General features: G+C 57.8%; 15 protein-coding genes. 3 read left to right on the top strand and 12 right to left on the bottom strand.

All coding sequences use genetic code 11. From position 1 onward, the window contains the following. Nucleotides 1–4: 4 nt before the first annotated feature. The 4 genes from F3H58_RS09240 to F3H58_RS09225 all read right to left on the bottom strand — a co-directional run bounded on the left by F3H58_RS09240 (nucleotide 5) and on the right by F3H58_RS09225 (nucleotide 4698). Nucleotides 5–1018: an aldo/keto reductase gene (locus F3H58_RS09240; RefSeq protein WP_149741982.1), complete on the bottom strand. Its 1014-nt coding sequence runs from the start codon at nucleotides 1016–1018 to the stop codon at nucleotides 5–7. A gap of 65 nt (nucleotides 1019–1083) precedes the next feature. Next, nucleotides 1084–2025 (bottom strand): ABC transporter substrate-binding protein, encoded by a 942-nt coding sequence (locus F3H58_RS09235; protein ID WP_003520222.1) that lies wholly within the window; start codon nucleotides 2023–2025, stop codon nucleotides 1084–1086. A 76-nt stretch (nucleotides 2026–2101) separates the two neighbouring features. Beyond that, nucleotides 2102–3124 carry an ABC transporter permease gene (locus F3H58_RS09230; protein WP_003520221.1) on the bottom strand — a complete coding sequence of 341 codons (1023 nt, stop codon included), beginning with the start codon at nucleotides 3122–3124 and terminating at the stop codon, nucleotides 2102–2104. An 8-nt stretch (nucleotides 3125–3132) separates the two neighbouring features. After that, complete coding sequence (locus F3H58_RS09225) at nucleotides 3133–4698, bottom strand: sugar ABC transporter ATP-binding protein (RefSeq protein ID WP_188128843.1); 1566 nt, start codon at nucleotides 4696–4698, stop codon at nucleotides 3133–3135. A 254-nt stretch (nucleotides 4699–4952) separates the two neighbouring features. Between F3H58_RS09225 and F3H58_RS09220 the strand changes: the two genes are divergently transcribed. Both F3H58_RS09220 and F3H58_RS09215 read left to right on the top strand, forming a co-directional pair. Further along, nucleotides 4953–5645, top strand: coding sequence for a FadR/GntR family transcriptional regulator (locus F3H58_RS09220; protein WP_020809848.1), 693 nt, complete (start codon nucleotides 4953–4955; stop codon nucleotides 5643–5645). Between the two features lie 42 nt (nucleotides 5646–5687). After that, nucleotides 5688–7220 (top strand): UxaA family hydrolase, encoded by a 1533-nt coding sequence (locus tag F3H58_RS09215; protein WP_149741981.1) that lies wholly within the window; start codon nucleotides 5688–5690, stop codon nucleotides 7218–7220. 86 nt (nucleotides 7221–7306) lie between these two features. Here F3H58_RS09215 and purH read toward each other — a convergent pair whose 3' ends face one another. The 4 genes from purH to htpX form a co-directional block, all read right to left on the bottom strand. After that, entirely contained in the window at nucleotides 7307–8923 is a 1617-nt protein-coding gene (purH, locus tag F3H58_RS09210; RefSeq protein WP_149741980.1) for a bifunctional phosphoribosylaminoimidazolecarboxamide formyltransferase/IMP cyclohydrolase, read from the bottom strand. A gap of 152 nt (nucleotides 8924–9075) precedes the next feature. After that, nucleotides 9076–10743, bottom strand: coding sequence for a heparinase II/III family protein (locus tag F3H58_RS09205; protein ID WP_188128862.1), 1668 nt, complete (start codon nucleotides 10741–10743; stop codon nucleotides 9076–9078). A 125-nt stretch (nucleotides 10744–10868) separates the two neighbouring features. Continuing rightward, complete coding sequence (locus tag F3H58_RS09200; protein ID WP_149741979.1) at nucleotides 10869–12254, bottom strand: RsmB/NOP family class I SAM-dependent RNA methyltransferase; 1386 nt, start codon at nucleotides 12252–12254, stop codon at nucleotides 10869–10871. After that, complete coding sequence (gene htpX / locus F3H58_RS09195) at nucleotides 12251–13216, bottom strand: zinc metalloprotease HtpX (protein WP_003520211.1); 966 nt, start codon at nucleotides 13214–13216, stop codon at nucleotides 12251–12253. The genes F3H58_RS09200 and htpX overlap by 4 nt, the downstream gene beginning before the upstream one ends. Before the next feature lie 116 nt (nucleotides 13217–13332). Here htpX and F3H58_RS09190 point away from each other — a divergent pair, with 116 nt between their 5' ends. Next, nucleotides 13333–13545: a DUF1674 domain-containing protein gene (locus F3H58_RS09190; RefSeq protein ID WP_149741978.1), complete on the top strand. Its 213-nt coding sequence runs from the start codon at nucleotides 13333–13335 to the stop codon at nucleotides 13543–13545. Nucleotides 13546–13606: 61 nt separating this feature from the next. Here F3H58_RS09190 and F3H58_RS09185 read toward each other — a convergent pair whose 3' ends face one another. From F3H58_RS09185 to mnmG, 4 genes are read right to left on the bottom strand one after another with little or no spacing between them, the layout of a single operon-like run. Beyond that, the gene (locus F3H58_RS09185; RefSeq protein ID WP_149741977.1) at nucleotides 13607–14488 is read right to left on the bottom strand and encodes a ParB/RepB/Spo0J family partition protein; all 882 of its coding nucleotides are present in this window, start codon (nucleotides 14486–14488) and stop codon (nucleotides 13607–13609) included. 30 nt (nucleotides 14489–14518) lie between these two features. Beyond that, nucleotides 14519–15313, bottom strand: coding sequence for a ParA family protein (locus F3H58_RS09180; protein ID WP_003521142.1), 795 nt, complete (start codon nucleotides 15311–15313; stop codon nucleotides 14519–14521). Between the two features lie 19 nt (nucleotides 15314–15332). Continuing rightward, a complete protein-coding gene (gene rsmG, locus F3H58_RS09175) occupies nucleotides 15333–15950 on the bottom strand; it encodes a 16S rRNA (guanine(527)-N(7))-methyltransferase RsmG (RefSeq protein ID WP_003521143.1) in 618 nt (205 codons plus the stop codon). Between the two features lie 11 nt (nucleotides 15951–15961). Next, nucleotides 15962–17845 (bottom strand): tRNA uridine-5-carboxymethylaminomethyl(34) synthesis enzyme MnmG, encoded by a 1884-nt coding sequence (mnmG, locus tag F3H58_RS09170; protein ID WP_149742145.1) that lies wholly within the window; start codon nucleotides 17843–17845, stop codon nucleotides 15962–15964. Nucleotides 17846–17886: the final 41 nt, after the last annotated feature.

Below are 17886 nucleotides of genomic sequence, written 5' to 3'. Positions count from 1 at the left end.
TGCCTCAGCCCTTCCCGCCGGGCACCGGCGCGCCTTCGGCAATCAGGCCGCGCCTGTGCAGTTCGGACCAGAATTCATCCGGGATAGACTGTTCGAACCATTCGATATTGGAGGCGAGCTGCTGCGCATTGCGCGCACCCGAAACGACCGTGACCGACGCCGGATGGGCAAGCGGAAACTGCAGCGCGGCCGCCTGCAGCGATACGCCGAGTTCCTCGCAAACACCCTGCAACGCATCGACACGCATGAGAATATCGGCAGGCGCGTCGGCATAATTGAATTTGCGGTTGCCGGCCAGAATGCCGGAATTGAATGCACCGGCAACAACGATGGCGACACCGCTTTCGGCGCAACGGTTCATGAAAGCAAGGCTCTGCTGCTCCAGCAGCGTATAGCGGCCGGCGAGCATGGCGACGTCGATATCGAAGACATCCATGGCGTCGCTGACGATTTCCCACTCATTGACGCCGAGGCCGACGGCCCCCGTCGATCCTTCCTCGCGCAGCTTGCCGAGCGCGCGGAAGCCACCGCCGGTGGTCAGCTGCTCCCAGTAATGCTGGTGCTTTTCGCCGTGGGTGAAGGAGCCGATATCATGCACATAAAGAATATCCGGCTTCAGAACACCGAGCCGTTGCTGGCTTGCCTCGAAGGAACGCAGGATACCGTCATAGGAATAATCATAGACCGGGCGGAACGGCAGGGGCGCTATATAGGCATCCTCCTCCGGACCGACGGTCTCGTCAGGCACCATCACACGGCCGACCTTGGTGCTGAGCGTATATTCGTTCCGGTCATGCTCCGTCACCATGGTGCCGAGGCGGCGCTCCGACCGCGTATAGCCGTAAAACGGCGCGGTATCGAAATAACGCATGCCGCTTTCCCATGCCTTGTCGAACGCACCCTTGGACTCTTCATAGGGCGTGACGCGGTAGAGATTACCCATCTGGGCGCAACCGAGGCCCATGACGGTGGCGTCGACGGCGCGGCGCGGCAATTTACGTGTATCGGAGACTTTCATCGCAGGGACTTTCCAGCTTGTCTTTGGAACGACGCGCCGCCGCAAAGCGGCGCGTCATCACGCAATCAGTAAAGAACGTTCTTGGCTTCAGGCTTTTCGATATTATCCTTGGTGACAACAACGACACCGGTATCGACGAACTTCTCGACCTTTTCCTTGCCGATGAGCTTGGAAATGGTCTCTACGCCCTTCTCACCCATCTGATAGGAACCCTGAACCACGATACCGGCCAGCGTGCCATCCTTGACGAAGCCCTGAAGGTCCTGGTTGCCATCGAAGCCGATGGCGACGACCTTGCCGGCCTTGCCGCTCTGGGCGAGCGCGCGGCCGACGCCGATTGCCGTCGGCTCATTGGCGCCGAAAATGCCCTTGAGGTCGGAATTGGCGGCCAGAACGTCGGTCGTCTGGTTCAGCGCGGTCGCCATCTGCGACTGCGAATAGAACGGGCCGACAATCTTCAGGTTGGAATTCATCTGGATGTAATCGGTGAAACCGCCGACACGGCCGATTTCCGAACCGGCACCGGCGACATAGGACATGACGGCGATCTTGCCTTCCTTGCCCACCTTGTCGATCAACGCCTGCGCTGCCAGTTCGCCGGCTTTCTTGTTATCGGTCGCCAGAAACGACTGGTAATATTGCTCCGAGCCCTTTGCGAGCTGCGAGTCGATCAGAACCACCGGAATACGGGCTTCCCAGGCCTTCTTGACGGCAGGCACCAGCGCGTCCGGATCGGAAGGTGCCAGAACAATGCCAGCGACCTTACGGTTGATGGCGTTTTCAACCATGTTGACCTGGTCGGCAATGGCGGACTCGGCGGCCGGACCCTGGAAGGTCATGGTGTTGCCGGAAGAGTTCTTCATCGCCGCGTCAGCACCCTTTTGGACGTTCTGCCAGAAGGTGGAGTTGACGGTTTTGACGATGACGGCGATTTCACCGGCCTGCACGGTGGAAACGCTCCACAGCGCAATTGCGGATGTCAGAAGGGCAGTCGCAATTTTCTTCATTTCTTCCTCCGTGATGTCGGCATACCGGGCCTCCCCTTGCCGATCTTTTTTGCGGAAAGGGTCCGCAGGCCCTTGATCAGCGGCGGTTGCGCAACTGGTCGATCCAGACGGTGACCAGAATGACGAGGCCGATGATGATCTGTTGTGTGAAGGCAGAGACGCCATTCATGTTGAGACCGTTGCGCAGGATGCCGATGACGAAAGCGCCGATGGCCGTACCGGAAATCGTTCCCACGCCGCCGATCAGCGATGTGCCGCCGATAACGGCGCTGGCAATGGCGTCCAGCTCATACATCACACCCTCGTTCGGCTGGGCGGTGACGAGGCGAGACATCAGCACGCAGCCCGTCAACCCGGCGAGCGTGCCGGACAGGATGTAGGTGAAATTCGTGACGCGGGCGACATTGACGCCGGAAAGGCGCGCGGCTTCGGCGTTGGAACCGACAGCGTAAATGTGACGGCCGAGGATTGAGCGGTTGAGCATGAAGGAAACCGCAAGCGCAATCACCACCATCAGGATGACGGGGTAGGGGATGCCGGGAAACACCACATTCGGAAAGCCGTCGTCACCGATAGTGACGATGCGGAAGAGGGCGCCATTACCAAGTTCGCCGAAAGATTCGCCGAGGCCGGAGACAGCGCGCGCACCGGTGATCTGCAGCGCTACGCCACGAGCGATCAACATCATGCCGAGGGTGGCGATGAAGGGCGGCAGCTTGAAACGGGTGACCAGAAGACCGTTGATGAGACCGCAGAGCGACCCCGTCAGAATGCCGAGCAACATGCCGACCGGCACCGGCATGCCGAGTTCCTTCACCGCAAGGGCGGCGACGACACCGGCAAGCGCAAGCACCGAACCGACGGAAAGATCGATGCCGCCGGTGATGATGACACAGGTGGCCCCGATGCCGAGCAGCGCGATGGACGTGACCTGCAACGCAATCGTCATGCCGTTATTGACGGTGAAGAAGGCGCTGCTGGTGGCGGAAAAGACCGCGACAAGCGCAAAGAGGCTGCCAAGTGCGGCAAACTTTTGGATAATATCCTTCTGGCGGTCGCTGACTGCGAAGCTCTTTTTGGTTTCTGCAATATTGGCCATGTCGTTCCTCACTGCGCGGCCCGGCCGTAACCGGACGCATACCGCATGATTTCTTCCTGATTGGTCTTGGCGGTTTCGAGCACGCCCGTAATCCGGCCCTGGTGGAAAACGGCGATACGATCCGTCAGCCCAAGAATTTCCGGCAGTTCCGAACTGATGAGAATGACGCCGATACCCTGCGCGGCGAGCTCGTCCATGATCTTGTAGATCGCGAATTTCGCGCCGACATCGATGCCGCGTGTCGGCTCGTCGAAGAACAGCACGCGAGATTGCCGGAACAACCATTTGCCGATGATGATTTTCTGCTGATTGCCGCCGGAAAGCAGCCGCACCGTCTGCCCGATCGAGGGAGTGCGGATATTCAGGAGATCGACGTAGCGCTTTGCCACATCGTCATGTTTCTTGAAATCGATCAGGCCGAAACGGTTGGAAACCTCCCCGAGATTGGCAAGCGTCGTATTAGCCGCCACCGACATCTTGATGGCGAGACCATCGCTTTTACGGTCTTCCGAGAGATAGGCGATGCCCTCCTCGATGGCGTCCTGCGGCGAACTGATCGAAAGCTCCCGCCCGTTGAAAAAGATCCTGCCCGCATCGAGCGGATCGGCGCCGAAGATCGCCCGGGCGACTTCGGTGCGGCCGGCACCCATCAGCCCGGCGAAACCGAGGATTTCGCCACGTCGCAGCGAAAAACCGACGTCGTGGAACACGCCGCTGCGCGTCAGGCCCTCGACGGAAAAAATAACGTCTTCCGTGGGACGCGATGTACGCTCGGGGAATTTGTCTTCCAGCGAACGCCCGACCATGCGCGTGACGATGTCGTCAACGGTGATCGAAGCGAAATCGTCGGTCGAAATATAGCGTCCGTCGCGCAGAACCGTCACACGGTCGACGATTTCGGCCATTTCATCGAGACGGTGGGAAATATAAACGATCCCGACACCGGATGCCTTGAGATCGCGGATGACCTTGAACAGGAGCCGGGTCTCCTGCTCGGTCAGCGAGGAGGTCGGCTCATCCATGATGAGCACTTCAGCGTCAAGAGAAAGCGCCTTGGCGATTTCCACCATCTGACACTGGGCGACCGAAAGGCCGCGGACGATCTGGTCGGGGTCGATGTCGACACCCAGCCGGTCGAGACAGCGCTTGGCATCGAGGCGCAGCTTCTTGCGGTCAACAAGGAAACCACGACGCGGTTCGCGCGCAAGATAGATGTTTTCGGCAACGGAAATATGCGGAACGAGGTTGAGTTCTTGGTGGATGATGGCGATGCCAGCAGCTTCGGACTCCAGCGGCGATGCATATTGCACCTTTACACCTTTATGAAGGATGGTGCCGTCGCTCGGCTGATAGACGCCGCTGACGATCTTCATCAGCGTCGATTTTCCCGCACCATTCTCACCACAGACGGCATGCACCTCGCCGGCGCGCAGATCGAAATGCACGTTCGAGAGTGCTTTGACGCCGGGAAATTCCTTGCTGATGTTATCGAGGCGCAGGAGCACTGCGCGCTGTCCATGCGCCATCTGTTCAGGCGAAAAATCGCCCCGAATTGTCGATGCGCCCTGCGACATCTGGAAACCTCCCACCCGTATCCCCGCTCCACCGGGGTCATAAACAGGCCAAATGGTTAGGCCGGTTTTTCAGAATGGTCAAGCCAATTACGCCAAAATTTGCGAAGCCATATCCGAAGCAGAGGCAACACATGAAACGATAACTGAAAATAAATTCGTAATTTCATATGTTTAAGTAATTTCTTGCGTATTGATACGCTTGGCGTTACGGTAAGGCCAAATACGAACTGCAGATAGGACTCGTCAAAAAACACATGAGTGGTCAGGCCAAAATAGCGGAACCGCGCAGACTATATCAGCAGATTGCGGACCAGATACGCGAACTCATTGATATGGGTGAATTCCTGCCCGGCACGCGGCTTCCAGCCGAACGCGAACTGGCACAGAAGCTCGGTGTATCGAGGCCTTCCTTGCGCGAGGCACTGATTGCGCTTGAAATCGACAACACCGTCGAAATTCGCATGGGTTCCGGGGTTTATGTGTCGGCGGAAGCGCTGCAGACGACCCACCATACCAAATCGCTGGGTGACAGCCCCTCCGAACTGATGCAGGCGCGCGCCGCGCTGGAGGGAGCGACCATCGTGCTGGCGGCAAGCCGGATGACCGATGAGACAATCGCGACCCTCCGCCAGATACTCAATACCATGCAGCGGGAAATCGAGGCCGGTCGCAAGCCTCTGGATCAGGATCGGCTGTTTCACGTCACCATCGCCGAGCAATCCGGTAACAGCGTTTTGGCGCGAATGGTGGCGAACCTCTTCGATGAGCGCCACAGCCCCATTTCGGCCCAGCTTCGCGTGAAATTCGAAGACCGCGATACCTGGACCCATGCGCTTCAGGAACACGAGGCCATTCTGGCGGCGCTTGAACTGAAAGACCCGCTGCTGGCGCAGGCCGCCATGCATACCCATCTGGAGGGTTCGAAGAGACGCTGGGTCGAAAACTGATCTGGAAACATAGCAGGCAATATACCGGGAGGAGGAAAACCCGTGAGTGAGAATTCCGAGGCAACCATTTTGCTGAACGCCAACGACAATGTTGCGGTGGCGCGTCGGTCCATTCCGGCCGGCGGCGCGACGGGCAGGGGCGGTCTGGCGGCGCTCGAGCTGATCGGGCGCGGGCACAAGGTGGCCCTGAAGTTCATCAAATCGGGCGATGAGGTGCTGAAATACGGACAGGTCATCGGTATTGCCACCCAGGATATCGAGCCCGGCCGGCACGTGCACCTGCACAATCTCGCCATGGTGCCTTCCGAACACGCGCATCAGTTCAGCGTCGATATCGAAGAAAAGGGCATGGTTCCGGAAGCCGAACGCCGGACGTTCAGGGGTTATGACCGCGGCCTCGGTGGTGTCGGAACACGAAACTATATCGGCGTCATCGCTTCGGTGAACTGTTCCGCCACGGTGTCGCGTTACATCGCGGATTATTTCAACAAGCAGGGCGGCCTTGATGGTTTCGACAATGTCGATGGCGTCGTGGCGCTGACCCATGGCGGCGGCTGTGCGCTGAATACGAAATCGGAAGGTTACCGCCTGCTGATCCGCACTATTCAGGGCTATGCCCGCCATCCGAATTTCGGCGGCATTCTGCTGATCGGCCTCGGTTGTGAAACCAACCAGATCGCGCCCATTCTCGAACATTATAAGATGGAAGAGGGTGAGCGGCTGCGCACCATGACGATCCAGCAGCATGGCGGCACCCGCAAGACGATTGATGCGGCAATTGCCGAGATCAAGGCCATGCTGCCGATGGTCAATGCCGCCCGCCGCACGGAGCAACCGCTTTCCAAGCTGAAGGTGGCGCTGGAATGCGGCGGTTCGGATGGTTATTCCGGTATTTCGGCCAACCCGGCTCTGGGTTATGCCTCCGACCTTATCGTCCGCAACGGCGGCACCACGGTCCTCTCGGAGACGCCGGAGATTTACGGCGCTGAACACCTCCTGACGAAGCGCGCCGTCACACCTGCCGTCGCCGAAAAGCTGCTACAGCGTATCGACTGGTGGCGTGATTATACCGCCCGTAATGGCGACGAACTTAATAACAACCCCTCCCACGGCAACAAGCTTGGCGGCCTCACCACCATTCTGGAAAAATCCCTGGGCGCGGTCGCCAAGGGCGGCTCCATGCCGCTGAAGGCGGTTTATGAATTCGCCGAAACCGTAACGGAGCAGGGTTTCGTCTTCATGGATACGCCCGGCTATGACCCTGTTGCCGTCACCGGCCAGGTCGCCGGCGGCTGCAACGTCATCTGTTTCACCACCGGCCGCGGCTCGGTTTCGGGCTTCAAGCCGTCACCCTGCATCAAGATCGCCACCAATTCCGAAATGTATGAACACATGAAGGAAGACATGGATATCAATTGCGGTGAGATCGTCACCGGCGCTGAAACCATCGAGGAATCCGGCAAACGAATTTTCGAGCATATTCTGGCGGTGGCTTCCGGCGACAAGACGGTCAGCGAGATCTACGACTACGGCGACAATGAATTTGTGCCGTGGCAGGTTGGGGCCGTCACCTGAACCTGCCGCACCAAGTTTGTCCCACGTGAAACAAAAGGCCCGGAAAGTGATTTCCGGGCCTTTGTCATTTCTGCCTGCTTCCACGCTTAGTGGCGGAAGTGGCGCATGCCGGTAAAGACCATCGCCACATTATGCTCGTTCGCGGCGTCGATCACTTCCTGATCGCGCATGGAGCCGCCCGGCTGGATGACGGCGGTGGCACCTGCGGCAATCGCGGCGAGCAAGCCGTCGGCAAAGGGATAAAATGCTTCCGAAGCGACGGCGGAGCCGCGCGTCAACGGTTCGGCAAGGCCAAGAGCCCTGGCGGCATCTTCCGCCTTCTGGGCAGCGATACGAGCCGAATCCACACGGCTCATCTGGCCTGCACCAATACCCGCGGTCTGCCCGTCCTTGGCGTAAATGACGGCATTGGACTTCACATGCTTTGCGATCTTGAAGGCAAATTTCATGTCTTCAAGTTCCTGCGGCGTCGGCGCACGCTTCGTTACGACCTTGAGGTCTAGATCCTCGACCATTCCATTGTCGCGGCTCTGCACCAACAGGCCGCCCGAGACGGTCTTCGCGGTAATACCCGCCGCGCGGGGATCAGGCAGGCCGCCAGCGGCCAGAAGGCGCAGGTTCGGCTTGCGGGCAATGATGGACTGGGCTTCTTCGGTGACATCGGGCGCGATGATGACTTCGGTGAAGAGCTTGACGATTTCTTCCGCCGTTTCCGCATCGAGCGTGCGGTTCAGGGCGATGACGCCGCCAAAGGCCGACACGGAATCGCATGCCAGCGCCCGCCGGTAAGCTTCGGCAAGTGTCGGACCCGTCGCCACGCCGCAGGGATTGGCATGCTTGATGATGGCGACTGCCGGCGCATTTTCCGGCAGGAATTCCGCCACGAGCTCGTAAGCTGCATCGGTATCATTGATGTTGTTATAGGAAAGCTGCTTGCCCTGAAGCAGCGTCGCGGTTGCGACGCCAGGACGCTTTTCGCCGGTGAGGTAAAAACCAGCGCTCTGGTGCGGGTTTTCGCCATACCGCATCTTTTCCTTCAGCGCGCCGCCGATGGCGCGGTAATCCGGCGTTTCGATCGCAAGCGCCTCGGCAAACCAGTTGGAAATCACCGCATCATAGGCGGCGGTGCGGGCATAGGCCTTGGCGGCAAAACGCTGGCGCAGCGCATAGGATGTCTGGCCGTCATCGGCCTGCAGGGCTTCAACCAGATCGGGATAGTCAGACGGATCGGTAACAACAGTGACATAGGCATGGTTCTTGGCGGAAGCGCGGATCATCGCCGGGCCGCCAATATCGATGTTCTCCACCGTCGTCGGATAATCGCCGCCCTTGGCGCGAACTTCCTCGAAGGGATAGAGATTGATAACCGAGAGATCGATTGCCTCGATGCCGTGCGCCTTCATCGCCTCGACATGCTCCGCATCGTCCCGGATGGCCAGAAGCCCGCCATGGACATTGGGATGCAGCGTCTTGACGCGGCCGTCCATTATCTCGGGAAAATTCGTTACGTCGGAGACATCCGTCACCGGCAAGCCTGCTTCGGCAATGGCCTTCGCCGTTCCACCGGTCGACAGAAGCTTGACGCCAAGCTTCGACAGAACCGTCGCCAACTCGATAATGTCAGTCTTGTCGGACACTGAAAGAAGCGCCGTGCGGATTTTGACCTTATCGGGGGCGGGGATTTTCTTGGACACGACGGCCATCAGGCATACTCCGTTTAACGGGGAGGACAGGCTGGAATGGGATTGATCCAGCAATTGCCGCCGCGTTAACACAGCTTACCGGATTAATAAACAGCGTGGATGCCGAACGGTGAAAACTATGGTGGTTTTTGACCGGCACCGCCGGAAATTGTCTAAGCCTGGCGTTCGATGAGCCAGCGGATTTCCCACGTATTTGCGAGATTGAAGGGGAGCTCGATCTGCTGCGACGGGCGTATGCCGGATGCATCGGCCATGAAGACATCCTCGGTGACGAAAAGCTCCAGCCCCGGTGCGGAAAACAGCCAGACGGTTCCATCCGCTGCCTCCAGATAGGCAGACTCCTCATCCCGCTGGTGTATCTGAATGTGGGGATGAATATGGAAACGTGAAACCGCCGTGACCGACTGAAATTGCGTTTTTACCGCACTCGCATCGGCCCGAAGCAGATCCCGACCCTTTATCTTGGTGCCGGCCACATTCAATTCTATTTCCCGCTCATGGTGGCAGCCGAAATTCTGCAAATAACCGTCATGAGACGCCCAGAGAACATCATTGCCGTTTGCATCCGTTCCACGCCGGCTGTCGACGTGGCTGACGCCTGATACCATGATCGGACCAAGCAGCCGCGAGCGCGACAGTCTACAGGATGATGTATCCGCAAGCGTGACGGTAGAATGCGCCGCCGTGGAACGGCTGGCCCGCTGATATTCCGGCGCGGCGTTGCGTGGAAAGCCGGAATTGACGATGAAGCGGTTCTTGCCGCAGGACATTTCGAAAGACAGACAACCCGAATGGGCATTGCGTGAAAGCTCCGCCGAGCCGGGATAGCCCGTATCCACGATGATGACCGTATCGTCCGTCGCAAGCCGGTGGTAGTTCACGTCTGGCAGGACCTTGGAGGGCCGGCCGGCCGTTTCGTCATAACGCAGCACGGAAACAAGCTCATTGGCGAGCGTCGCCGTGGCGCCGTTGAACAGCGCGAGATCGCCGCCCTGATGCCGGAAGAACCGGATCGCCGGGAACATGCGGTCTATCGCCGGCACCAGACCCGACGGCAGATCGTGGCCGAGATTGATATAACTTTGCCGAAGCGGCAGGAGATCGAGCAGCAGGTCCAGCATGACGCGTGGATTGCGGGAAACATGTCCGCCGTCGGGCAGAATCTGGCGTTCCATTTCCTGAGCCAGCTTCATTCCATTCCGCGTGATCCGCGAAAGGCGCGTTGGCATGGCGATGGAAGCCATGGCCAAGGCAATCCTGATCCTCAACCGAGCTTCGCCATCGGGCGCATGTCGGACGATTCTGTCGAGATAACGCACATGAAAGGCGAGGCTTTTCAGGAACCGGCGATAAAAGCCAGCATCGGCCTCGTATAAAACCACGGGAGAGTGCGAAAGCCAGGCAATCAGCCTTTGTGCGGTGATTTCCGGCGACCAGGCAGTGCCTGCAAGCCGTTTGCCATGAAGCACCATCCATTCCGCAACGATACGACGCGCCCGTTTGCAGGCCTCGCTCGATTTATCGGAGCGAATATGCCGTAGCCAAGTGAATGCATGCAGCCGTTCTTCAAAGACCGCCGAGGGATATTCCACCTGAAATGGCGAAGCTCCGCCGGTTTCGACGACACGCCCGGCCAGCGCGATGCGGCCCCGCAACAGTTCCTCGACGAAATAGGGATCGATGGCTCTGAGATCGGTCGGCGCCGCCACCAGACCATCTGGTGCACGAGTGGCAAATCGCGACATATGCAGGCGCAAAGGGGCGAGGCCGACACACAGATGACGATACGCCATCCGCGACAGAAGACCGGCGGCATTCATGCTGCCTGCAAAGGACCCTAACAAGCTGTGTTTCCCGTTTCACATGTTTTGTTTTTATCAGTGAACCGCGACGACCGGAACGTTTTCGATAAATATCTAATGATTCGCGAAAGCTTGGCTTTTTTCTACTTCTTACGCAAGACACTGCTAAAAAACCCATCGACGCCGCCGAACATATCCGGTGTCGTGCGAAGATCGCCATTTGGGCTGATGGCCGCTTCCATTCCGGGCCAATCCTCGCGGCGGACGGCAACACGTTCCACGCCGGGATTTTCTGCCAGAACCTCGGCAACCATCGCTTCTCCTTCGGAAGGATCGAGCGAGCAATTGGAAAAGACCACGAGGCCACCGGGGCCAACAAGGGTCAGCGCATGCCGCAGCATCTGGCCCTGAAGGGCAGCGAGTTTGGCAATGTCTTTCTCATCCTTGGTCCAGCAGACATCGGGATGTTTGCGAAGTGTCCCGGTGGAAGAACAGGGGGCATCGAGGAGGACCGCATCAAAAAGCTGTTCCGGCTGGTACTTCAGCATATTGGCCTCCACCGTTTCGGCACGGAGGCCAAGCCGGTCGAGATTTTCCCTGAGGCGACGCAGACGGTTACCGGACTGATCCAGCGCCGTCACATTGGCGCCCGCCAGTGCCAGCTGCGCGGTCTTGCCACCAGGAGCAGCACAGAGATCTGCGACACGTTTGCCCGCGATGTTACCCATAAGCCGAACCGGCATGCTGGCGGCGAGATCCTGCACCCACCATGCACCCTCGGCGAAGCCTTCGAGCGATGGGATCTGCCCCTCGAATTCACCCAGACGTACGCTGCCATTCGGCATGAGCGTGCCACCCAGTTTTTCCGCCCAGAGAGCGGGATCAGCCTTGATTGTCAGATCAATTGAGGAGGGTGTCAGCTGCGCCTGCGAAATCCTTTGCGCAACCTCATTCCCGTAAGCGGAAACAAGCCGCGCATGGAACCAGTCCGGCAATACCGGAACGCCGGCGACAGCCTTCTCGATATCCGCTTTTTCACGACCGAGCCGTCGAAGAACGGCGTTCACCAGTTTGACGAAACGCCTATTGCGCGGATCGCGGTGAGCCTGCTCCACGGCGAGATCGACAGCGGAATGATCCGGCACATCGAGGTAAAGCATCTGCGCCGCACCGACGACAAGAACATGATGCAGCGAACGCGCTCCTTGCGGCAGCGGCCCATCAAGCAGCATCGACAATGCCGCTTCAATCCGCGGGAGGTGGCGAAGCGCGCTGTTGACGATGGCTCTCACCAGCGCCCGGTCGGCGAGCGACAGGGCTCGATAGACGGGATTGCCGTTTTCGCTATCGAGCATCCCATCCAGCGAGGTCTTCTTTTCCAGAACGGCGGCGAGAATGCGGGTCGCAGCGATGCGCGCGGCAAGACCCGGCTTGTCCTGGAAAGACGAAGGGCCGTCTTCACGGCCCCTCCCATTTGCCGGTCTCGGTTTTCTGGACCGCGCCGGCTTATTCTGAATATCGGATGTCAAGACCACGGCCCCTTGCGCTCGTTTTCATTGCCTCGTCCCCAGCCTGTTTTGGGAACGGAGCCTGATTTGCGCAGAGGTCTATCACCCGATGGCGGCGGCGTCGATCCTCGCGGGGAAAACTCCTGTGCCATGGCATGCAGCGCGGCCACGCGGTTTTCCGTATTCGGATGCGTGGAGAAGAGATTGTCCATGCGCTCACCGGAAAGCGGATTGATGATGAACATATGCGCCGTTGCCGGATTACGCTCGGCATCGTCATTGTGGATGCGCTGTGCCATGCCCGAAATCTTCTGCAAGGCGGAAGCAAGCCAGAGCGGGTTGCCGCAGATTTCCGCGCCGCGCCGGTCAGCGGAATATTCCCGCGTGCGGCTGATCGCCATCTGCACCAGCATCGCTGCCAGCGGCGCCACGATCATCGCGACCAGCACGCCGATAAATCCGAGCGGATTATTGTTGTTCTCCCGATTGCCGCCGAAGAAGAAGGCAAAATTGCCGAGCATGGAGATGGCGCCCGCCAGCGTGGCGGTGATTGTCATGGTCAGCGTATCCCGGTTCTGCACATGCGCAAGCTCATGCGCCATGACACCGGCCACTTCCTCGGGCGTCAGACGCTCCAGCAGGCCTGTCGAAGCGGCAACAGCGGCATTCTGCGGATTCCGCCCGGTCGCGAAGGCATTGGGTTGCGGGCTATCGTAAATATAGACCTTCGGCATCGGCAGACCGGCATTCTGCGACAGGTCGCGGATCATGTGAAAAAATTCGGGCGCATTCGCCTCGTCGATCTCCCGCGCATGATAGGCGGAGAGAACCATCTTGTCAGAGTTCCAGTAGGAAAAAATATTCATACCGGCTGCGATGACCAGGGCAATCATCATACCGCCCTTGCCGCCAATCAGAAAACCGACACCCATGAACAATGCGGTCATGAAGGCCAGAAGCATTGCCGTGCGCATCATGTTCATCCGTTAAACTCTCCTTGTCACTCACCGGGAATATTCCGGGGTTTATAAAGCCCCTCGGATTATATAATCTGGTAAGCGGCAAACGTATTTCAATATCCCGTCATAGGGAGGATTCCATGCAGAATGCGGATAATGACAACGCCACAGACAGTGTCGCGGAAAGTGTAAAGCGACTTTCACCGGCGGCGCAGCGAGCGTTGAAGGAAGCGGAAGAACGGCGCAAGCAACAGGCCGATCTCCAGCTGCCGCCGGAAACCGGCGGCCGCGGCGGCGCAGAACCCGTGCGTTTCGGCGATTACGAAATAAAAGGCCGGGCCATCGATTTTTGAGCGCCGTAAATAAAAATACCCGCCAAAGGCGGGTATTTTATATTTTAAAACAAATAGTTACCTATTTCTGCTCCAGAAGCCGGCATACCGCTTCAAGCTGTTCCAATGTGCGGTAACCGATACGGATTTGCCCCGATCCGCCCTTGTGGTTGATCTTCACATCCAGCCCGAGAGCGTCGGACAGGCTGCGTTCAAGCGCGATCGTATCGGAATCCTTTTCCGCAGCAGGTCGCTTGTCCGCAACATCGCCCTGCGATTTGATATCGTTCTGCGCCAGGCGCTCGGCGTCACGCACCGAAAGTCCCTTGGATACGATTGTTTTCGCGAGCGTCGCCGGATCGGAGGTGGAAACAAGCGCGCGGGCATGACCTGCGGAAAGCGAGCCATCCGCCAGCATGTCCCGTACCGGATCGGGAAGCTTCAAAAGCCGCAGGCTGTTGGCAACGTGGCTTCGGCTCTTGCCGATGATTTCGCCGAGATCATTCTGCGTATAGCCGTGCTCGGCGATCAGCTGCTCATACCCCATCGCTTCTTCGAGCGGATTGAGGTCGGAACGCTGTACGTTTTCGACAATTGCCAGTTCCAGCGCCGTGCGATCATCCACATCGCGAACGATGACGGGAACATCGGTAAAGCCCGCCAGCTGTGCCGCACGCCAGCGCCTCTCGCCTGCAATAATCTCGTATCGGTTGACTTCAACCGTTCTTACAACCACAGGCTGAACAATTCCATGCTGACGAATGGAGGCAGCAAGATCCTGCAGCTCATTCTCATCGAAATGACGCCGCGGATTCCTCTGGCTGCGAGCGATGAATTCGATGGGAATGGTACGATCGGCGTTAACAGCGCGCTGGGGCTCACCCACGGGCACAGGCTGGTCCATTTCTCCGATCAATGCGGCAAGACCGCGCCCCAGCCGACGCTTGGAAAGATCATCACTCATAAGATATTACTCCATACATTCCGGCAAACGTCAGGCGGCTTTACGCAGACGCTCTCTCTGAATCACTTCGGACGCCAGTTGCAGATAGGCCTGACTGCCGGCACATTTCAGATCATAGAGAATTGCCGGCTTACCATAGGACGGCGCTTCGGAAACACGCACATTGCGTGGAATGAGCGTGTGGTAAACCTTTTCGCCCAAATGCGTGCGCACATCCGAAACCACCTGTTGTGCAAGATTATTGCGCGCATCGAACATCGTAAGAACAATGCCCTGTATATCGAGCTGCGGGTTCACCGATCCACGAATCTGACTGACCGTATCCAGCAACTGGCTAAGGCCCTCCAGCGCAAAGAATTCGCATTGTAGCGGCACGAGCACGGAATGTGCGGCCGTCATGGCATTCATCGTCAAAAGATTGAAAGAAGGGGGGCAGTCGACGAGAATATAGGAATAGCCTCTGGCTTCCTGCGTCTCCATGGCCGCACGCAGCAGAAAAACGCGGTTGGAAACATTCGCGACCTGCATCTCGAAACCGAGCAAATCCATCGTGGAGGGTACGATGTCGAGATTGGGAACGGCGGTGGGAACAGCAACTTCCGCTACCCCATGATCTCCTACCAGAAGATCATATGACGAAAGCTTGCGCTCCTTACGGTCGATTCCAAGGCCGGTACTCGCATTACCCTGCGGGTCCAGATCCACGATCAGCACGCGCTCACCAATAGCCGCCAGCGCGGTCGCCAGATTGATGGCGGTTGTTGTTTTACCAACGCCGCCTTTCTGGTTTGCAACTGCGATAATTCGGTTTTTTTCCAAAGTCATGCCGCACCTGGCCAGCTTATCAGCGCCTCAAAGCGAGGTTGCTGATTTCAAGAACAACAGAATCTGCCTCAATGGCACTCTGATGTTTTACCAGATCAAACTCCCAGCGACCATGTGCTTTCTGCACTTCAGAATCATAATCCCGGCCTTTATTAAAATAGGCCTTGAGATTTGGATTATTTTGCGCCCAGGGATGAATATAATCGAAAAGCAGATCCAGCTCGGCGAGCGCACGTGCTGAAACCGCGTCGCAATTTTTGATGATTTCCGGTGCTGTCTCGATCCTGACAGGGTGGACTGCACCTCTTGCACCGGTTTCCTTCAGTGCAATTCGCAAGAATGCCGCCTTTTTATTGTTGCTTTCGACCAGATCAACCCAACCGTCGCCAAGCTCCGCCAGAAAAATCGCGGTGACGACACCGGGAAATCCGCCGCCGCTTCCAAGATCAATCCACTTTTTTGGCTGAGGGGAGAGCTGGAATATCTGCGCGCTGTCGGCCACATGCCGGTTCCAAAGCTCCGCCAGAGTGGAAGGCGCTACCAGATTTGTGGTTCTGTTCCACTTCTTGAAAAGCTCGACAAAATGTTCGAGCCTTTCCTGTGTTTCACGTGAAACACTCTGGCCGTTTATCTTCATAATCCGACTCGCTATTGGTGCATGCGTAATTTTTCACTTCGCGTTGCGGAATCCTTCCGCAGAAGTGCGAGTAGCAGCGATATCGCAGCCGGCGTCATGCCGTCAACACGAGCGGCTTGGGCAATATTATCAGGACGGGCTTTTTCCAGCTTTTGTTTAAGCTCATTGGAGAGGCCGGACAGACTCTTGAAATCAAAATCATCCGGGATTTTTCTGTCTTCGTCCCGCTTGATATCGATGATATCGGCGCTCTGTCTCTGCATATAGACCGCATAACTCGCCTCGATCTGCAAGACCTCGGCAACTTTCCCGTCAAGGGCACCCAATTCCGGCCAATGTGCGGTAAGGACTCCGAGCGTCATATCCGGATAGGCCAGCAATTCATAAACAGAACGGCGTTGACCGTCCTGATTAAGTTTCAATCCCTGCTTCGCCGCCTGGGACGGGCTGATGGAAATCGCCTTCATCAGCTCTCGACCGCGATCCAGATCGGAAATGAAGTTTGCGAAGCGTTCCTGCCGTTCACGGCCGATAATGCCAGCCATCTGGCCAACTGGTGTAAGCCGTAAATCCGCATTGTCCACGCGCAGCGAAAGACGATACTCGGCTCTGGATGTAAACATGCGGTAGGGCTCGCTGACGCCCTTCGATGTCAAGTCGTCAATCATGACACCGATATAAGACTCGGTTCGGCTAAAATAGACCGGATCTGCATCGCCGGCATAAAGCGATGCATTCAAACCTGCAACGAGACCCTGGGCACCCGCTTCTTCATAACCCGTCGTGCCATTAATCTGGCCGGCCAGAAACAATCCGGGAATCTTGCGGCATTCCAGCGACGGCTTCAGCTCACGCGGATCGACATAGTCATATTCGATCGCATAACCTGGCTGCAGGATCGTCACCTGCTCAAGGCCCGGTATCGTTCGGATAAACTGTTCCTGCACGGAAGCAGGAAGGGACGTCGATATGCCGTTTGGATAAATGGTGTGATCGTCAAGACCTTCCGGCTCGAGGAATATCTGATGGCCGTCCCGTTCACCGAAACGGGTGATCTTATCCTCAATCGACGGGCAATAACGCGGACCGACCCCTTCGATCTGTCCAGAATACATCGCCGACAGATGAATATTGTCCTGAATGATCTTGTGCCCAGCCGGAGTGGTGCGAGTTACACCACATTCTATTTGCGGATTGAGAATACGATCCGTCATGAAGGAAAAAGGGACAGGATCCTCATCGGCGGCCTGCCTATCCACCGCATTCCAGTCAATCGTGCGTCCGTCCAGTCGGGCAGGGGTACCCGTTTTCAGGCGACCCATAACGAGACCCAGCCGCGAGAGCGTGTCCGAGAGGCCAATAGACGGCATTTCTCCAACGCGTCCCGCCGGAATCTTTTCGGAACCGATATGAATGAGACCGCGCAGAAACGTGCCGCTCGTCAGCACAACCGCGCCACAAGGAATCCGGCTACCGTTCTTCATGATAACGGCTGCGACGCGATCATCTGCCATCTCAATATCGAAAGCATCGCCTTCAATGATGGTCAGGTTTTCAATCGCATCGATCTCACGCTGCATGGCTTCGCGATAGAGCCGTCGGTCGGCTTGAGTGCGCGGACCACGGACGGCCGGTCCCTTTTTGCGATTGAGCATGCGGAATTGTATGCCCGCTGCATCGGCAACCCGACCCATCAATCCGTCCAGCGCATCGATCTCACGAACGAGGTGTCCCTTTCCCAGACCGCCAATGGCGGGGTTGCAGGACATGACGCCAATCGTCTCACGCTTGTGGGTAACGAGGGCGGTTTTTGCACCATGCCTCGCAGCAGCGGCCGCGGCTTCGCTGCCCGCGTGGCCACCGCCAATAACAACGACATCGAATGACTGGTGCATATCCCTGCGCCCTGTTCTCTCAGCATCGACATCGCCGCTCG

The sequence above is a fragment of the Rhizobium sp. NFACC06-2 genome (genome assembly GCF_900101425.1).
Lineage (GTDB): Bacteria > Pseudomonadota > Alphaproteobacteria > Rhizobiales > Rhizobiaceae > Agrobacterium > Agrobacterium leguminum.
The sequence above is the reverse complement of the archived record's forward strand: the minus strand, read 5'-3'. Positions and strand labels throughout refer to the sequence as shown.

Coding starts and splice junctions, on each gene's coding strand:
- rsmG (WP_003521143.1), bottom strand. CDS start 15,950: ATGAAGATAAACGGCCAGAGTGTTTCACGTGAAACACAGGAAAGGCTC.
- htpX (WP_003520211.1), bottom strand. CDS start 13,216: ATGAACATGATGCGCACGGCAATGCTTCTGGCCTTCATGACCGCATTG.
- F3H58_RS09225 (WP_188128843.1), bottom strand. CDS start 4,698: ATGTCGCAGGGCGCATCGACAATTCGGGGCGATTTTTCGCCTGAACAG.
- F3H58_RS09205 (WP_188128862.1), bottom strand. CDS start 10,743: ATGAATGCCGCCGGTCTTCTGTCGCGGATGGCGTATCGTCATCTGTGT.
- F3H58_RS09180 (WP_003521142.1), bottom strand. CDS start 15,313: ATGACTTTGGAAAAAAACCGAATTATCGCAGTTGCAAACCAGAAAGGC.
- F3H58_RS09190 (WP_149741978.1), top strand. CDS start 13,333: ATGCAGAATGCGGATAATGACAACGCCACAGACAGTGTCGCGGAAAGT.
- F3H58_RS09240 (WP_149741982.1), bottom strand. CDS start 1,018: ATGAAAGTCTCCGATACACGTAAATTGCCGCGCCGCGCCGTCGACGCC.
- F3H58_RS09230 (WP_003520221.1), bottom strand. CDS start 3,124: ATGGCCAATATTGCAGAAACCAAAAAGAGCTTCGCAGTCAGCGACCGC.
- F3H58_RS09185 (WP_149741977.1), bottom strand. CDS start 14,488: ATGAGTGATGATCTTTCCAAGCGTCGGCTGGGGCGCGGTCTTGCCGCA.
- purH (WP_149741980.1), bottom strand. CDS start 8,923: ATGGCCGTCGTGTCCAAGAAAATCCCCGCCCCCGATAAGGTCAAAATC.
- F3H58_RS09235 (WP_003520222.1), bottom strand. CDS start 2,025: ATGAAGAAAATTGCGACTGCCCTTCTGACATCCGCAATTGCGCTGTGG.
- mnmG (WP_149742145.1), bottom strand. CDS start 17,845: ATGCACCAGTCATTCGATGTCGTTGTTATTGGCGGTGGCCACGCGGGC.
- F3H58_RS09220 (WP_020809848.1), top strand. CDS start 4,953: ATGAGTGGTCAGGCCAAAATAGCGGAACCGCGCAGACTATATCAGCAG.